The 16941-nt window shown below is 72.0% G+C and carries 16 protein-coding genes and 1 pseudogene; 10 read left to right on the top strand and 7 right to left on the bottom strand.

The annotated features are described in order from the left end of the window. Positions 1 to 8 precede the first annotated feature (8 nt). Positions 9 to 833 carry an AIM24 family protein gene (locus K4G64_RS00415; RefSeq protein ID WP_221753997.1) on the bottom strand — a complete coding sequence of 275 codons (825 nt, stop codon included), beginning with the start codon at positions 831 to 833 and terminating at the stop codon, positions 9 to 11. A gap of 147 nt (positions 834 to 980) precedes the next feature. Between K4G64_RS00415 and K4G64_RS00420 the strand changes: the two genes are divergently transcribed. Further along, complete coding sequence (locus K4G64_RS00420) at positions 981 to 1724, top strand: 3-oxoacyl-ACP reductase family protein (RefSeq protein WP_221753998.1); 744 nt, start codon at positions 981 to 983, stop codon at positions 1722 to 1724. A 108-nt stretch (positions 1725 to 1832) separates the two neighbouring features. Here the strand turns inward: K4G64_RS00420 and alc are convergent, their stop codons facing one another. Then, a complete protein-coding gene (gene alc, locus K4G64_RS00425) occupies positions 1833 to 2948 on the bottom strand; it encodes an allantoicase (protein ID WP_221753999.1) in 1116 nt (371 codons plus the stop codon). Between the two features lie 35 nt (positions 2949 to 2983). After that, entirely contained in the window at positions 2984 to 4324 is a 1341-nt protein-coding gene (allB, locus tag K4G64_RS00430) for an allantoinase AllB (protein ID WP_221754000.1), read from the bottom strand. Positions 4325 to 4560: 236 nt separating this feature from the next. Here allB and K4G64_RS00435 point away from each other — a divergent pair, with 236 nt between their 5' ends. Further along, the gene (locus K4G64_RS00435) at positions 4561 to 5358 is read left to right on the top strand and encodes an IclR family transcriptional regulator (protein WP_221754001.1); all 798 of its coding nucleotides are present in this window, start codon (positions 4561 to 4563) and stop codon (positions 5356 to 5358) included. A 429-nt stretch (positions 5359 to 5787) separates the two neighbouring features. Here K4G64_RS00435 and K4G64_RS00440 read toward each other — a convergent pair whose 3' ends face one another. Next, positions 5788 to 6117 carry a DUF5955 family protein gene (locus K4G64_RS00440; protein WP_308122164.1) on the bottom strand — a complete coding sequence of 110 codons (330 nt, stop codon included), beginning with the start codon at positions 6115 to 6117 and terminating at the stop codon, positions 5788 to 5790. 243 nt (positions 6118 to 6360) lie between these two features. Between K4G64_RS00440 and K4G64_RS00445 the strand changes: the two genes are divergently transcribed. Further along, a complete protein-coding gene (locus K4G64_RS00445) occupies positions 6361 to 6975 on the top strand; it encodes an NTP transferase domain-containing protein (RefSeq protein ID WP_221754002.1) in 615 nt (204 codons plus the stop codon). Between the two features lie 208 nt (positions 6976 to 7183). Continuing rightward, entirely contained in the window at positions 7184 to 8809 is a 1626-nt protein-coding gene (aceB, locus tag K4G64_RS00450; protein WP_221754003.1) for a malate synthase A, read from the top strand. Between the two features lie 7 nt (positions 8810 to 8816). Here aceB and K4G64_RS00455 read toward each other — a convergent pair whose 3' ends face one another. Both K4G64_RS00455 and K4G64_RS00460 read right to left on the bottom strand, forming a co-directional pair. After that, positions 8817 to 9137, bottom strand: a complete 321-nt coding sequence (locus K4G64_RS00455) for a SelT/SelW/SelH family protein (RefSeq protein WP_221754004.1) — start codon at positions 9135 to 9137, stop codon at positions 8817 to 8819. Next, on the bottom strand, positions 9134 to 10048 hold the full coding sequence (locus K4G64_RS00460; RefSeq protein WP_221754005.1) for a HipA family kinase: 915 nt from the start codon (positions 10046 to 10048) through the stop codon (positions 9134 to 9136). Before K4G64_RS00460 ends, K4G64_RS00455 begins: the two co-directional genes overlap by 4 nt. Positions 10049 to 10194: 146 nt before the next feature. Between K4G64_RS00460 and K4G64_RS00465 the strand changes: the two are divergent. The 6 genes and pseudogenes from K4G64_RS00465 (at position 10195) to K4G64_RS00490 (ending at position 16554) form a co-directional block, all read left to right on the top strand. Next, positions 10195 to 10571, top strand: a pseudogene (locus tag K4G64_RS00465) (pyridoxamine 5'-phosphate oxidase family protein). 57 nt (positions 10572 to 10628) lie between these two features. Beyond that, entirely contained in the window at positions 10629 to 11498 is an 870-nt protein-coding gene (locus K4G64_RS00470; protein WP_221754006.1) for an ABC transporter ATP-binding protein, read from the top strand. Further along, entirely contained in the window at positions 11495 to 12475 is a 981-nt protein-coding gene (locus tag K4G64_RS00475; RefSeq protein ID WP_221754007.1) for an ABC transporter substrate-binding protein, read from the top strand. Before K4G64_RS00470 ends, K4G64_RS00475 begins: the two co-directional genes overlap by 4 nt. A 7-nt stretch (positions 12476 to 12482) precedes the next feature. Continuing rightward, a complete protein-coding gene (locus tag K4G64_RS00480; protein ID WP_221754008.1) occupies positions 12483 to 14555 on the top strand; it encodes an iron ABC transporter permease in 2073 nt (690 codons plus the stop codon). An 80-nt stretch (positions 14556 to 14635) separates the two neighbouring features. After that, on the top strand, positions 14636 to 16135 hold the full coding sequence (locus K4G64_RS00485) for an APC family permease (RefSeq protein WP_221754009.1): 1500 nt from the start codon (positions 14636 to 14638) through the stop codon (positions 16133 to 16135). A gap of 2 nt (positions 16136 to 16137) precedes the next feature. Further along, positions 16138 to 16554, top strand: coding sequence for a universal stress protein (locus K4G64_RS00490; RefSeq protein ID WP_221754010.1), 417 nt, complete (start codon positions 16138 to 16140; stop codon positions 16552 to 16554). 9 nt (positions 16555 to 16563) lie between these two features. On the opposite strand, the gene K4G64_RS00495 is transcribed toward K4G64_RS00490, so the two are convergent. Then, positions 16564 to 16935: a (2Fe-2S) ferredoxin domain-containing protein gene (locus K4G64_RS00495; RefSeq protein WP_221754011.1), complete on the bottom strand. Its 372-nt coding sequence runs from the start codon at positions 16933 to 16935 to the stop codon at positions 16564 to 16566. Between the last annotated feature and the right edge of the window lie 6 nt (positions 16936 to 16941).

Raw genomic sequence — 16941 nt, forward strand, 5'->3', positions numbered from 1 at the left:
ACGCCCGCTCACTGGGCGTTCGTGGAGAACAGCCCGCCCGTCGGGCCCTGCTTGTCGCCGCCCTGGGCCTTCTTCAGGGCGTTCGCGAGGCTCTCGATGGTGAGGGACTGCAGGATCACCCGGCCGTTGCCCTCCAGGGTGGCCAGGGACAGGCCCTCGCCGCCGAAGACCGCGTTCATCACACCCTGGCGGTTGAGGCCGCCGACGCGCTGGACGCCGTAGTGGATGCCCTCCTCGAAGGCCACGACGCACCCCGTGTCGACCTCGACGCGGCCGCCGAAGTCGACCGGGTTCAGGTCGATGAAGTTGCCCGCCCCGGCGATGATCACCGTGCCGCGTCCGGTGAACTTCTCCAGGACGAAGCCCTCGCCGCCGCTCCGCCCGGTACGGCCGCCCTGGAAGGCGATGCCGAAGTCGACGGTGGACTCCGCGGCCACGAAGGCGTCCTTCTCGGCGAACCACGCGCGCGTGCCGTCCAGTTCCAGCGCGCGCATCTCCCCGGGGAGCACGCCCGCGAAGCCGACGGTGCCCTCGCCGCCCTGGGTGGTGAAGTACTGGAACGCCAGCGACTCCCCCGCGAGGGCGCGCTGGCCGGCCTGCATGGCCGTGCCCATGGCCTGGCGCAGCAGGCCGCCCATGCCGCCCGAGCCGCTGCCGCCGGGCTGCGACTGCCGCCCGCCCCCGCCCGACGGGCCGCCCAGGCGGGTCTCCATGGTCACGTTCGTGGTCTTGAACAGGAACTTTCCGGCCTCGCAGTACACCGTCTGACCGGGCTGCAGGCTCACGACCGCCATCTGCATGGCGTTGCCGACGATCTCTTGCTGAAGGGTCACGACCGGGGAACGCAGGAAGCGGATGGAAAGGTTCCGCTTGTACGCCGGATCGGGTGTGCTCCGGGCCGTGGAACCTTCGGCCGGCCCGGGAACGTCGACGTCCGCTCGCCGCCAGCGCCGGTGTCGTGCGGCCGCTGGGATGGAGCCATGACTTCTCAGGGAACTCTGAACGGCAAGGTGGCGCTCGTGACCGGGGGGAGCCGTGGCATCGGCGCGGCGACGGCGGTGCGGCTGGCGCGCCAGGGCGCGGACGTGGCCGTCGGCTATGTGAACGGCAAGGAGGCGGCCGAGGACGTCGTACGGGCCGTGGAGGCGCTGGGGCGCCGGGCGGTGGCGCTGCGCGCGGACACGGGCGATGCCACGGAGGCGGCCGAGCTGGTGGACGCGGCCGCGGAGGCGCTGGGCCGGCTCGACATCCTGGTCAACAACGCCGGTGTGGGGGTGCTCGGTCCGCTGGACACCCTGTCGCTCGCGGACGTGGACCGGGTTCTCGACGTCAACGTACGGGGTGTCTTCCTGGCCTCGCAGGCGGCTGCCGCATGGCTGCCCGAGGGCGGGCGGATCATCACGATCGGCAGTTGCATGGCCCAGCGGGTGCCGGGGCCGGGCGGGACCCTCTACGCGACGAGCAAGGCGGCCCTGGCCGGTCTGACCAAGGCACTGGCCCGGGAGCTGGGCGGGCGCGGGATCACGGCGAACCTGGTTCTTCCCGGCCCGATCGACACGGACATGAACCCGGCGGACGGGCCGTACGCGGCCGGGCAGGCGGCGCTGACGGCGCTGGGCCGGTTCGGGACGGCGGAGGAGGTGGCGTCGACGGTCGCCTACTTGGCGGGGGCGACGTACGTGACCGGGGCGGAGTTCCCGGTGGACGGGGGCCACGCGGCGTGAGGCGCGTACGACGCAAGACACGCTCCCCCTGAGGCGCGCACGCCGTGACGTACGTGAGGCGCATCGGTGCTGTCCGGCCGGTGCGCCTCACGGGTCTCACGGGTCGGGTCAGCCGCCGAGCTCCTGGTGGCGTGCCGCCAGGCGGCTCGCGCCCTCCGGGGTCAGGGAGCCGAAGAGGCGGAGCCGGGAGATGCCGCCGTCCGGGAAGATGTCCACGCGCGCGTGCGTGCCGACGGCCGGCTCCGGCAGGACGAAGCGGTGGTTGGTGTCGGGCTGGAGGCGGGTGCGGGGCAGGATCTCCTGCCACTCGCCGTCCTCGCCGTCCTTGACGGACACCGACGCCCAGCCGGCGCTGTTGCCCTTGAGGTAGGCGGTGTCGATCTCCAGGGCGCGGATCCGGGCCTGGGCGGCGAGCCGGTAGCGGATCCAGTCGTGGCCCTGGTCGCGCCGGCGGCGGGTCTCCCAGCCGTCGTCCATCTTGCGGGAGCGGCCCGGCTGGATGGTGTTGGAGGCGGGTGAGTAGAAGAGGTTGGAGGCGTCCTCGGCCCGGCCGCCGTTCTCCAGGGCGACGACGTCGAAGGTGCCCAGCGCCTCCAGCCACGCGGGGTCGGGGACGACCTCGCCGTGGACGCGCAGGCGGGCGATGCCGCCGTCGGGGTGCTGGTTGACCCTGAGGTGCGTGAAGCACTGCTCGGCGGCGACGGCGAAACCGTTCGCCGCGTGGCCGCCGACCGCGGTGCGCGGGACGAGGGTCGTCCACTTCACGTCGTCGCCGAGGAGTTCCTCGGGCGACGGCGAGCCGGGGACGCAGGTGCCCTCGACGGACACGGCCTGCGGGTAGTTGCCGCGGAAGTGGGCGGTGTCGACGATGATCCCGCGGATCACGCCGGGCGCACCGAGGCGGACCAGGGCCCAGTCGTGGTCCTCGGCGGTCGGCCAGGGGTGGTCGGCGGAGGCGCCCCGGCGGCGGCGCGTCTCCCAGCCGTCCATGATCTTGCCCTTGTGGCCGAAGTGCTCGGGGTCGAACTCGGCGGGCTCGGGCACCAGCAGGTTCTCGCGCTGGGCGAAGAACTCGTCGTTGGCGGCGATGACACCGGCTCCGAGGCGCCGGTCGGCGAGGTCGGTGTACTGGGTGAAGGGGAAGTCGGCGGTGCGGTAGTCCGCGTACGGGTCGCCGCCTCCGTAGGGGTTCGCGTCGCCGGTGAAGCTGGGAATCGCCGTCACGGTGATCAGATCTGCCTTTCGAGTCGGTGGGGATTTCACTGGGTCCGGGTGAGGAGCCGCCCCTTCGGTTCGGTGAACTCACCGTCCGCGACGATGCGCTGCCCGCGCAGCCAGGTCGACTTCACGACGCCGTGCAGGGTCCGGCCGGCGTACGCCGTGACGCGGTTGCGGTGCTGGAGGGCCACGGGGTCGACGGTGAAGGTCTCGTCCGGGGCGAGGACGGCGAAGTCGGCGTCGCGGCCGACCGCGATGGCGCCCTTGCGGTCGTCGAGCCCGACCAGTTCGGAGGTGCGCGCGGACATCCAGCGCACCACGTCCTCCAGGCCGTGCCCGCGCCTGCGGGCCTGCGTCCACACCGCGGCCAGGCTCAGCTGGAGCCCGGAGATGCCGCCCCAGGCCGTCGCGAAGTCGTCGGTCTTCAGGTCGGCCGTGGACGGGGAGTGGTCGGTGACGATGCAGTCGATGGTGCCGTCGGCGAGGGCCTGCCAGAGCAGGTCCTGGTTGGCGGCCTCGCGGATGGGCGGGCAGCACTTGAACTCGCTGGCGCCGTCGGGGACTTCCTCGGCGGTGAGGGTCAGGTAGTGGGGGCAGGTCTCCACGGTGATGCGGACGCCCTCGGCCCGCGCCTCGGCGATCATCGGCAGGGCGTCGCTGGAGGACAGGTGCAGCACGTGCACGCGCGCGTCGAGGGCCTTCGCCTCGCGGATGAGCTGGGCGATGGCGGTGTCCTCGGCGTCCCGGGGGCGGGAGGCGAGGAAGTCGGCGTACCTCGGGCCCGGCTGCTGCGGGGCGGAGGCGAGCAGGTGGGGGTCCTCGGCGTGCACGATGAGCAGGCCGTCGAAGGCGGCGATCTCGGCCATGGTGCGGGTGAGCGGGTCTCGCTCCAGGTGCGGGAACTCGTCGACGCCGGACGGCGACAGGAACGCCTTGAAGCCGAACACTCCTGCCTCGTGCAGCGGGCGGAGCTCCTTGACGTTGTCGGGCAGGGCGCCGCCCCAGAACCCGACGTCGATGTGTGCCTTGTCGGCGGCGACCTGCTGCTTGGTCCGCAGGTGCGGGACGGTCGTGGTCGGCGGGAGGGAGTTGAGGGGCATGTCGACGAGGGTCGTGATGCCACCGGCGGCCGCCGCGCGGGTGGCGGTCCAGAAGCCCTCCCACTCGGTGCGGCCGGGATCGTTGACGTGGACGTGCGTGTCGACCAGGCCGGGCAGCAGGACGTGGTCGCCCAGGTCCTCCAGGCGGGCGCCCTCGGGGACGGGCGCGTCGTGCGGGAGGACGGCCGTGATCGTGCCGTCGGTCACCGCGACGGACGCGGCCCGCGTTCCTTCGGGGGTGATGACTCGCGTCGAGCGCAGCACCAGTTCAGCGTCGGACACCCGAACCCCTTACTTCCGCGTAACGGAATTCAACTTTCTGTTGAAGGAGTCTTCACTCCCTCTTCCGCGCCGTCAAGGGCACACTTGACTGCGGCGCTCTTCGGTGAAGCTCCTAGACGTTTCCACAAAGCGGAATTAAACTTCCAGCAAGCAGAACGTAGCTACGTACAAGCGGGGAGTCAACCGACCGCCGGGTAGGCTTCTGCCCTTCCCGCCCGCCCCGAAAGGAACGCGCCGTGCCGACGTCCAGCGCCAGCACCACCGACTCCGCCCGGTCCTCCGCCAACGGTGGCGTCCAGTCCCTGGAGCGCGCCTTCGACCTGCTCGAACGGATGGCGGACGCGGGTGGCGAGGTCGGCCTGAGCGAGCTGTCCGCGAGCAGCGGCCTGCCCCTGCCGACCATCCACCGTCTGATGCGCACGCTGGTGGCCTGCGGGTACGTACGTCAGCAGCCCAACCGGCGGTACGCGCTCGGCCCGCGCCTGATCCGCCTCGGCGAGTCGGCCTCCCGGCTGCTGGGCACCTGGGCACGGCCGTACCTGGCGCGACTCGTCGAGGAGACCGGCGAGACGGCGAACATGGCGCTGCTGGACGGGGACGAGATCGTCTACGTGGCGCAGGTGCCGTCGAAGCACTCGATGCGCATGTTCACGGAGGTCGGCCGGCGGGTGCTGCCGCACTCCACGGGCGTGGGCAAGGCCCTGCTCGCCGGTTTCCCGCCGGAGGAGGTGCGGGCGCTGCTCTCCCGTACGGGCATGCCCGCCGCGACGGAGAAGACGATCACGACGGCCGACGGCTTCCTCGCGGCCCTGGAGGACGTGCGCCTGCAGGGCTACGCCATCGACGACAACGAGCAGGAGATCGGGGTCCGCTGCCTCGCGGTGCCGGTGCCCGACTCCCCCACCGCCGCGGCCATCTCCATCTCCGGCCCGGCGGGCCGGGTCACGGAGGCGGCGACGGACAAGATCGTGCCGGTGCTCCAGCAGGTCGCCGTGGAGCTGTCCGCGGCGCTCGCCAGCCAGAGCCCGGCGTAACGGCGGCGGGCCGCAGGGCGCCGTGCCCGGCTGCCGGACCTGACGGGCCCGGGTCGCGACCCGCGGCGTGGGCCTTGCCGTGCGGATCGGCCCGGCCCTCGCCCCCTGGGCCCTGCCCGTCTGGATCAGCCCGGCGTCACGCCGCGTCTGGGTCAGCCCTGCCTCACCTCTGGGCCCTGCCGTCTCGATCAGCCCGGGCGAGATAGTCCGCCGGATCCTTTGACCACCTCGCATAACCGGAGTAATGATTGCAAATAGGACCGGTCAACCGCGACAGGGCTCCCTCGCGGAGTACCTGTCGGGCACCGGCCAGGTCCCCGGCGACTTCTGAGACACGAGTAGTGGGTTGATCGGAAATTTCCGGGGACCGTCTGTGTGCACGATGCCCTCAGGCCCGGATCAACGCCCCACTGATCCAAACGAAACCGCCTAGCCCTGCCCCCGCACCGGACCTCCGAAGAGATCGACGGCCCGCCGAACCTCCGTGAGCTCCGCCGACAGGGCGCTCACGGAGCCGATCGCGCCCGCGATCAGCAGGAGGGAGCGGCGCAGGCAGGGGATCTCGGGGATGCCGTCGGCGGCCATGGCCGCGAGCGCGGCCAGTTCCTCGTCGGCGATGGTCCGGTCGGCGAACTCACCGGGATGGGCGGCCAGTCGGCGGCGTAACCGGGACACGGCGGAGCGCAGCTCCGTCACGCGCGGGTCCTCGTCGCCGCCGGCCACAGGCCCCTGCCGCTTCTGCTCGACGCTCCGCAACACAGTCCTCCCCCTCGCACCTCGTCGTGCGCGTGCTCTTCCGACGCGAAGTCCCCCACACCGGGCCGCAGTCGGGCGCCCGGCCGGTCGGTGCGGGCGACAGTAAACGACGCGGGCCACCAGGCGCCAGTCCATTGCGTCATCGACTTGTCTCACTGAGTGACTTTCTGGCCCGAGGCGCACGCCCGTGCGACGCGCACCCCGCGCCGTCGTACGCCCGTACGGGGCGTGCGGTATGCAGGAGCCATGACGACACGGGAGACGACGGGCGGGGCACGAGCGGTCGCGGGACTGCTGCTCGCGGCCGGTGGCGGGCGGCGGCTCGGCGGGCGGCCCAAGGCACTGCTCCCCCATCGGGGGCGGCCCCTGGTGGAGCACGCGGTGCGGGTGCTGCGGGAGGGCGGCTGTGCGACCGTCCACGTGGTCCTGGGCGCGCAGGCCGGCGACGTGCGCGCGCGGGCCTCACTGCCGGGCTGCGTCCTGGTGGACAACCCCAACTGGGAGCAGGGGATGGGGAGTTCTCTGCGCGCCGGGCTCGGCTCGCTCGCCGGCACGGGCGCACGGGCCGCCCTGGTGTCGCTCGTCGACCAGCCCGGCATCGGACCCGAGGCGGTGGCCCGGGTCCTCGCGGCGTTCGAGGGCGAGGAGTCGCTCGCCTCCGCCGCGTACGACGGTGAGCGCGGCCATCCGGTGCTGTTCGGCGCCGCCCACTGGCCGGGCATCGCCGCGACTGCGACCGGGGACCGGGGGGCACGCGCCTATCTGAAGGAGCATCGGACGGCCCTCGCCCTCGTCGAGTGCGGGGACGTCGCCCGGCCCTTCGACATCGACACCGAAGCCGATCTGGCCCACCTGGAGTGAGGGGGGTGGCACGGAGCGCCACCTTGCCTCGACCCTGAGATTCTCGACATCAACAGACGATTGAACTTCCACTATGAGGAAACTAGTATCCACTGTTCAGAAGCGCCCGACGGCTCCCCGGGCGCCGAACGCCGTATCCGGGAAGACTGGCACCCGGTGCCAAGCACGCCGGCTCGTCTTCACAGCTCGCTGAAGGAAGTGACCGTTCATGTCCGCTCCAGCGCCGTCTCCGCTGGCCATCGTCGACGCCGAGCCTCTGCCCCGGCAGGAGGAGGTCCTCACCGAAGCGGCGCTCGCCTTCGTGGCCGAGCTGCACCGGCGGTTCACGCCCCGGCGTGACGAACTCCTCGCCCGCCGCGCCGAGCGCCGCGCCGAGATCGCCCGCACCTCCACCCTCGACTTCCTCCCGGAGACCGCCGCGATCCGCGCCGACGACTCCTGGAGGGTCGCCCCGGCCCCGGACGCCCTGAACGACCGCCGGGTCGAGATCACCGGTCCCACCGACCGCAAGATGACCATCAACGCGCTCAACTCCGGCGCCAAGGTCTGGCTCGCGGACTTCGAGGACGCCTCCGCGCCCACCTGGGAGAACGTGATCCTCGGCCAGGTCAACCTGAGCGACGCCTACACCCGGAACATCGACTTCACCGACGCGAGGTCCGGCAAGTCGTACGCGCTGAAGGCGGACGAGGAGCTCGCCACCGTCGTCATGCGCCCGCGCGGCTGGCATCTGAACGAGCGGCACCTCGTCGACGCCGACGGCACGCCCGTGCCCGGCGCGCTCGTCGACTTCGGCCTGTACTTCTTCCACAACGCCCAGCGCCTGCTGGACCTCGGCAAGGGCCCGTACTTCTACCTCCCGAAGACGGAGTCCCACCTGGAGGCCCGCCTGTGGAACGAGGTGTTCGTCTTCGCGCAGGAGTACTGCGGCATCCCCCAGGGCACGATCCGCGCCACCGTCCTCATCGAGACGATCACCGCCGCGTACGAGATGGAGGAGATCCTCTACGAGCTGCGCGACCACGCCTCCGGGCTGAACGCCGGCCGCTGGGACTACCTGTTCTCCATCGTCAAGAACTTCCGTGACGGCGGCGCCAGGTTCGTCCTGCCGGACCGCAACGCGGTGACGATGACGGCCCCGTTCATGCGCGCGTACACCGAACTCCTCGTCCGCACCTGCCACAAGCGCGGCGCCCACGCCATCGGCGGCATGGCGGCGTTCATCCCGTCCCGCCGTGACGCCGAGGTCAACAAGGTCGCGTTCGAGAAGGTCCGCGCCGACAAGGACCGCGAGGCCGGCGACGGCTTCGACGGCTCCTGGGTCGCCCACCCCGACCTGGTGCCGATCGCCATGGAGTCCTTCGACAAGGTCCTCGGCGACAAGCCCCACCAGAAGGACCGCCTGCGCGAGGACGTCGTCGTCGAGGCGGCCGACCTGATCGCCGTCGACTCGCTCGACGCCAAGCCGACGTACGCGGGCCTGGTCAACGCCGTGCAGGTGGGCATCCGTTACATCGAGGCGTGGCTGCGCGGCATGGGCGCCGTCGCCATCTTCAACCTGATGGAGGACGCGGCCACCGCGGAGATCTCCCGCTCCCAGATCTGGCAGTGGATCAACGCGGAGGTCGTCCTCGACAACGGCGAGCAGGTCACGGCCGAGCTGGCCCGCAAGGTCGCCGCCGAGGAACTCGCGAACATCCGCGCCGAGATCGGCGAGGAGGCCTTCGCGGCCGGCAACTGGCAGCAGGCGCACGACCTGCTGCTGACGGTCTCCCTCGACGAGGACTACGCCGACTTCCTGACGCTCCCGGCCTACGAGCAGCTCAAGGGCTAAGCAACCGCTACCGCTCCGAGTGGCCCAGGGACTTTCCCGGGGCCACTCGGTCGCGTACGGCCTTCTTCACCGCCGTCGGCTCCGGGAAGCCCTGCTCGCGGCGGTCCCAGACGATCTCGTCGCCGACGCGGACGGTGAACACCCCGCCCGTGCCGGGCTTGAGGGCCAGTTCCGTGAGTTCCGCCTCGAAGGTCGTGAGCAGTTCCTGCGCCAGCCAGGCCGCGCGGGGCAGCCAGCGGCACTGGGTGCAGTACTCGATCTCGACCCGCGCCGAGGCGCCCGGGGCGTCCTCCGACAGTTCGATCTCGACCCGCTGTGTGTCCGTCATCCGAGGTGCACCGACCAATCCTGCTCGGCCGCGGGCTTGCCGTGCAGGTCGGGCACCTGCTTGAGCCACGCGGGGCGTTCTTGCTGGTTCCTCGCCGCCCGGAGGGCCTCCTCGGCGGCGAGCTCCTCCCGGGTGGGGAAGCCGGTGGGCAGCCAGTCCGCGGAGGTCTCCGCGCGGGCGCGGAGGTAGGTCACGTACGCCTCGCGCACCTCGTCCGCGGTGCTGAAGCCCGGCTCGTCCGCGAGCCAGGCGTCCGGGACCTCCGCGAGGATGTCCCGCAGCAGCTCCTCGGTGACGCGGGGCGCCAGCTCGGCGTCGGCGGCCCGGACGTCGGGCCCGTAGTGGCCGAGGGCGTGATGCCGGAAGTCGTAGGCCTTGCGGGGGTCGGTGGCGTCCCAGCGGTGGTGGAAGACCAGGGCGGCGCCGTGGTCGATCAGCCACAGGCGCGGGGGCGCGACGCCGAGGGTGGGCCAGACCATCAGGTTGGAGCTGTGCACCGTACGGTCGACGTTCACGGTCAGCGCGTCGAGCCAGACGATCCTCCCCGCCTCCAGCGGATCGACGGGGAAGACGCGGGCGACCTCCGGGGTGAAGTCCCGGGCACCCGGCAGGTGATCCATGCCGAGGTTCACACCCGCGCTCGCCGCGTGCAGCTCCCGTACCTCCTGGTGCGGTTCGTGGTCCGCGATCGCCGGGTCGAAGTGCACCAGGACGAGTTCCGGGAAGCGCAGCCCGAGGGCGCGGGCCAGTTCCCCCACGACCACCTCGGCGACGAGCGCCTTGCGGCCCTGCGCGGAGCCGGTGAACTTCACGACGTAGGTGCCGAGGTCGTCCGCCTCGACCACCCCGGGGACGGAGCCGCCGGACCGCAGGGGTTCGACGTAGCGGGTCGCGGTGACCTCTCTCAGCATGGTCCAAGGCTCCCCGGAGGGCGGAATCCGAAGGTGCCATAGTACCCAGGCCGGGCGGGCCGGCGGTCGGGGCCGAGGCCGCTCAGTGCCCCGGGGCGGGCGCCTCGGTGATGCCGCGCCGGCCCGTCACCGAGTGCACCTTGCGGATGCGGACGGCGTCGTCGAACTCGAAGACGTCGATGCCGCCGACCACGCGGTCCCCCTGGCCCGTGGTCATCGACAAGGTCCACGACCGGCTCATCGAGCAGGACCTGGACATCCTGGCCCGCTCCCCCTTGTGTTCGCTGGCCACCTCCGACGCCAGGGCAACTGCGACGTCTCCCCGCGCGGCGATCTGGCCGGATTCACCCACGTCCTCGACGCGGGCACACTCGCGCTGCCCGACCGGCCGGGCAACCGGCGCGGCGACAGCTTCCACAACATCCTCGACAACCCGCTCGACATCGACGAGATCCATCTGCACTGCCCGATGTCGCTGCGCCGCTCGGGGGTGTGGGACCCGGCGTCGTGGCGGACCGGATGAACCCGAACACCACACCCCCTTGTCAAGGCGATATTAGGTTAGGCTAACCTTCGCCGCGTGAGATCTGGTGAAGAACCCGCCGGCGGATCGCGTCTGCGCGGGCATCAACTGTCGGCCACCGGCGTGACGGTGTCGTACGACGGCACGGACGTCGTGCACGACGCGGCCATCGCGCTGCTGCCCGGTGAGGTGACCGTCCTGGTCGGCCCCAACGGCAGCGGCAAGTCGACGCTGCTGCGGACCGTCGCCCGGTTGCAGCGGGCCCGCCGGGCCGAGCTCAGGATCGACGGCGAGACCGACGGCCTCGCCCTGACCGCCCGGGAGTTCGCCCGGTACGTGGCCCTGCTGACGCAGGGTCGCCCCACGCCCAGCGGGCTGACCGTGCGCGACGTCGTCGAGTTCGGCCGCTACCCCTACCGGGGCCGCTTCGGCCGCCCGGATCCGGACGCGACGGCCGCGGTGGAGCGGGCGCTCGCGCTGACCGGGGTCACGGACCTCGCCGAGCGCGGCGCGGACCACCTCTCCGGCGGGCAGTTGCAGCGGGTCTGGCTCGCGAGCTGCCTCGCGCAGGAGACCGGCGTGCTGCTGCTGGACGAGCCGACCACCTATCTCGACCTGCGCTACCAGATCGAACTCCTCGACCTCGTCCGCGACCTGGCGGACGACCACGGGATCGCCGTCGGGGTCGTGCTGCACGACCTCGACCAGGCGGCGGCCATCGCCGACCGGATCACGCTGCTCGAAGCGGGCCGGATCGTCGCCGACGGCCGGCCCGAGGACGTCCTGACCCCGCAGCGGCTGACCGCCGTCTACGGCATCCGGATCGACGTCGACACAGACCCCCACACCGGCCGCCTGCGGACCCGTCCGATCGGCCGGCACCACACCCGCACCACCCGAAGCGAAAGGCTCGGCACCACCTCATGAGACGTCTCCTGCTCACCGCGGCCACCACCACCGCCGCGGCGCTCACCCTCGCCGCCTGCGGCACCACCGAGCCGGCCGCCGACAGCACGAAGAAGACCTCCGGGGCCATCAGCCTCACCGACTCCACCGGCGCGAAGGTCAAGCTGGACGGCCCGGCGAAGAAGGTCGTCGCGACCGAGTGGAACGAGGTCGAGAGCCTCATCACCCTCGGCGTCGACCCGGTCGGTGTCGCCGACGTCAAGGGCTACAAGACCTGGGACACCGCCGTCCCGCTGAAGAACGAGCCGAAGGACATCGGCACGCGCGGCGAGCCGAGCATGGACACCATCGCCTCGCTCTCCCCCGACCTCATCGTGGCCAGTTCCGACCTGCCGGACGCGGCCGTGAAGCAGCTGCGGAAGATCGCCCCGGTGCTGGAGATCAAGTCGGCGGACGCCTCCGACCAGATCGGGCAGATGTTCACCAACCTCGACCTCATCGCCAAGGCCACCGGCACCACCGACAAGGCCGAGACGGCCCGGAAGAACTTCGAGGCCAAGGTCGCCGAGGGCAAGAAGGCCCTCGCCGACGCCAAGCTCGAGGGCACCGACATCGCCTTCGCCGACGGCTACGTGACGTCCAACCAGGTCTCGCTGCGCCCGTACACCGACGGCTCCCTCATCGGCTCCGTCAACAAGCAGCTCGGCCTGAAGAACGCCTGGAAGGTCAAGGGCGACCCGGCCTACGGCCTCGGCACCACCGACGTCGAGGGCCTCACCGCCCTGCCGAAGGACGTGCAGTTCGCCTACATAGGCAACGACGGCGACAAGTCCAGCAACCCGTTCTCCGGGCAGCTCAAGAAGAACGCCGTGTGGACCTCCCTGCCGTTCGTGAAGGCGGACAAGGTGCACCGGCTGCCCGACGGCATCTGGATGTTCGGCGGTCCCGAGTCGATGGAGGCGTACATCGACGCCGTCGTCGGCGCGCTGACGAAGTAGCGGAGTCATGGCCGTCACCGAAGCGCCGACTGTCACCCGTCCGCCCGCGGCCGCGTCCCGGACCGGTGCGGCCGCGGTGACGGCCGCTCTCGTCCTCCTGGTCGCCGCCCTGGCCGTCGTCGACATCACCCAGGGCACCGCCGCCGTCGGACCGCGGCAGGTCCTCAAGGCCCTGACCGGGCAGGCCGATCCGGGCGACGCCTCCGTGGTCGTCGCCTCCCGGCTGCCGCGGATGACCGCCGGCGTCCTGGTCGGCGTGGTCCTCGGCATCGCCGGCGCCGTCCTGCAGGCCGTCAGCCGCAATCTGCTCGCCTCACCCGACACCCTCGCGGTGAACGCCGGTTCGTACCTGGCCCTCGGGCTGGTCGGTGCGAGCGGCGTCTCCCTGCCGCTGCTCGCCTCCTCCGGGGTGGCCTTCGCGGGCGGACTGGCGGCCGCGGCCGTCGTGCTCGCCCTGTCCGGCCTCGGTACTGGCACCGTACGGCTGGTCCTCGCCGGCACCGCGCTGGCGCTCGGCCTGAACTCCGTGACGGAAGGGCTGCTGCTGCTGTTCCCGCAGCAGACGGAGGGCCTCTACCAGTGGAACCAGGGCAGCATCGGCCAGAACGGCTTCGACGGTGTCCTGCAGATGCTGCCCGTCGCCCTGATCGGACTCCTCGGGCTGCTGCTGGTGGCCCGCCGGGTCGACGCGCTCGCCCTCGGGGACGACGCGGCGCGCGGTCTGGGCGTCCCGGTGCGGGCCACCCGTGTCACGGTGGTGGTCCTGGCGGCACTGCTGTCCGCGGCAGCCGTCACGCTCGCCGGGCCCATCGGCTTCGTCGGGCTGTGCGCCCCCGCGCTGGTACGTCCGCTCGCCCGCCGGTTCCGGGGCTTCGTGCGCGCCCGGGCGGTCCTGCCCGTGGCCGGTCTCGCCGGTGCCGCGCTGGTGCTCGGCTCGGACGTGCTGCTGCGGGCCATCGTCCCGGCGGACACGGCGGTCGCCGTGCCCACGGGCATCGTCACCAGCCTGGTCGGTGCCGTCTTCCTGGTGGTGACGGCCCTGCGGCTGCGCGACACCGCCGGGGCCGACGCGCCGGACCGGCTGCGCATCCCCAGCCGGACGGCCTTCCTCGTCACCGTGGCCGCGCTCGTCGCCGCGGTCGTCGGCGTCACGCTGGCCGGCGTCCTGCTGGGCGACAGCAAGCTCCTGCTCGGCGATGTCGCCAACTGGGTGCAGGGCCGGGCCGGGCAGACCGTCACCTTCGTCCTGGACACCCGCGTGCCCCGGGTGCTCGCGGCCCTGTGCGCGGGCGGGGCGCTCGCCCTGGCCGGCACGCTGGTGCAGGCCGTGACCCGCAACCCCCTGGCGGAGCCCGGGGTGCTGGGCGTGTCCGGCGGCGCCGCGCTGGGCGCCGTCCTGCTCGTCACCACCGTGCCCGCGGCCGGCTCCTGGAGCGTGGCGGGCGCCGCGTTCGGGGGCGCCGCGCTGGCCTCCGCGATCGTCTTCGGGCTCTCCGCCCGGGGCGGCTTCCGGCAGAACCGGCTGGTCCTCGTCGGCATCGGCATGGCCGCCGGTTCCACCGCCCTGATCAGCCTGCTCATCGTGCTCACCGACCCGTTCAACGCCGTCAAGGCGCTGACCTGGCTGTCCGGTTCGACGTACGGGCGGACCATGCCGGACGTGCTGCCCGTCGCGCTCGTGCTGGCACTGGGCCTGGCCGTCGCGGTCGCCCGGCGTACCGAGCTGGATCTCGTCTCCCTGGACGAGGACACCCCGCGGCTGCTCGGCCTCGGACTGCCCCGGGCCCGGCTCGGGTTCCTGGTGGTGGGCGTGCTGCTCGCGGCGACCGCCGTCGCCTCGGCCGGCACGATCGGCTTCGTGGGCCTGGTGGCGCCGCACGCGGCCCGTGCCCTGGTCGGCCGGCGGCACGTCCGGGTCGTGCCGGTCGCCGTCCTGCTCGGCGCCGCGCTGGTCGGCACGGCCGATGTGCTCGGCCGCACCGTCATCGCTCCGGCCCAGCTGGGCGCCGGCCTGATGACCGCGGTGATCGGCACGCCGTACTTCCTGCACCTGCTGGTCCGCAGCCGGAGGGCGACATGAAGCCCTGAATGGTCGCCAATGAGCCAAATGACCCCATAGCCCCTGTTGTATGGACGCACACACGACGGGAGCGAGGGAGCATGACCAAGGACATCACGGACGCGGGCCCGCCCCCGGAGGCGAGCCTGAAGCCCAATGCGATCGGGTTCGTCGACGCGTTGGTCATCGGGCTCAACGCGACCTCCCCCGCGTACTCCGTGGCGGCGGTCATCGGCCCGATCGTGGCGCTGGTGGGCATCTACGCCCCCGGTGTGATGCTCGCGTCGTTCGTGCCCATGCTGCTGATCGCGTCGGCGTTCTACTACCTCAACAAGGTCGACCAGGACTGCGGCACGACGTTCTCCTGGGTCACCCGCGCCATGGGACCGTGGGCGGGCTGGCTCGGCGGCTGGGCCATCACGATGACGGGCGTCCTGGTCGTCGGGTCCCTCGCGGACGTCGCCGTGACGTTCTTCCTGCTCGCCGTCGGCCTGGACAGCTGGGCCGACAACGACGTGGTGCGCCAGGTGCTCACCGTGCTGCTCATCGTGGTGATGACGGCCATCTGTGTGATCGGCATCGATGTATCGGCCAAGGTGCAGAACGTCCTCATCCTGGCGCAGGTCGTCTGCCTGCTCGCCTTCGCCGTGGTGGCGCTGTACCGCGTCTACGCCGACACCGGAACCCTCGACGCCATCGATCCGGAGTTCAGCTGGCTCGACCCCTTCGGGGCGGGTGGGGCGTCCCTGACCGGCGCCCTGCTGCTGGGCGTGTTCATCTACTGGGGGTGGGAGTCGGCGGTCAACCTCACCGAGGAGGTCGAGGACTCGGCCGTCGCCCCCGGCAAGGCGGCCGTCTGGTCCACGGTGCTGCTGCTGGTGACGTACGTCGCGGTCGCCTTCGCGGTCGTGGCCTACGCGGGGACGGACTACCTCGCCGAGAACGCGGCGGAGGAGGAGTTCATCTTCGCCCTGCTCGCCGAGGAGGCCATGGGCGACTGGGACTGGGTCGTGCTGCTGGCGGTCTCGACATCCGCCCTCGCCTCCACCCAGACGACGATCATCCCGGCGTCCCGCACGGGCCTGTCGATGGCTCGCCGGCATGCCCTGCCCGCGCACTTCGGCCACATCCACCCGCGGTTCCGCACCCCCGACGTGAGCACCTGGTGGGTCGCCGGCATCGCCATCGCCTGGTACCTCGTCGTCTACAACATCAGCGAGAACGCCCTCTTCGACTCCTTGACGGCACTGTCCCTGCTGATCGCGTTCTACTACGCGCTCACCGGTGTCGCCTGCGCGGTGTACTACCGCCGCCAGTTGACCAGGAGCGTCCCGGACCTTCTCCTGATCGGCGTCGGTCCGCTGATCGGCGCCGGGCTGCTGGCGTGGCTGCTGGTGGAGTCCGTCCAGGACATGGCCGACCCGGCCAATTCCGTGACCGGCAGCGACTGGTTCGGGCTCGGCCCGCCACTCGTCATCGGCATCGGCATCGCCGTCGTGGGCGTGATCCTCATGGTCGTGCGGCGGCTGACGGCGCCCGCCTTCTGGTCGGAACACCCGAGCGTGGTCGACCCGGCCCTCGTCGACGGCAAGGAGTCCTGAAGATGTCGGTGGTCCTCGGATACGACGAGTCCCCGGGCGCCCAGCAGGCCCTGCGCGTGGCCATCGAGGTGGCGACCGCCTACGACGAACCTCTGGTGATCGTCTACGGCGCCGCCGCCCCCGGTGTCGCGGGCGAGGAGTACGGCGCCCATCACGAGGCCGTCCGCGAGGCCGGCAGCACCGCGCTCGGTCATGCGGTCCGGGTGGCCGAGGAGGCCGGTGTCCGGACGTCTGTGGAGCTCATCGACGAGCGGCCCGCGCAGGCGCTGATCGAGGCCGCGGCCCTCCATGGGGCCCGGGTCATCGTGGTGGGCACCTGGGGTGAGAGCCCGGTGCGCGGGGCGCTGCTGGGCTCGACTCCGCACAAGCTGCTGCACCTGTCGAGGGTCCCGGTGCTGTGCGTGCCCGCCGTGTCATGAACCGCCGTGTCACGAGCCGTCGGAGCGGCGCCGCGCGATCGGCGTGAAGACGTACAGGCCGAGGATGTCGGGCACGGGCGCGACGCCGGGACCGCCCTCCCGGACCCAGGAGACGACGTCCTCGGTCGCCGCCGGGTCGTTGACCAGGCCCAGCCACACCGGCCGGCCCCCGGCGGCCCGGCCCGCGGCGGAGGGCTGGACGACGACGACGTTGGCCTGGTCGCAGACGTCGAGGCACTCGGAGATGCGCACCGGTGCCGCTTCGCGCAGGCGCTCGGTCTGGGCGGCGTGATCGACGCCGGTGACCTTGGGACTGCCGCAGCAGCAGTCCCGGCAGACGACGATGCGGCAGGGGACCCCTGCGTCCGGCGTCGCGGACATGCCGCA

Source organism: Streptomyces sp. WAC04114 (genome assembly GCF_019733245.1).
Lineage (GTDB): Bacteria > Actinomycetota > Actinomycetes > Streptomycetales > Streptomycetaceae > Streptomyces > Streptomyces massasporeus_A.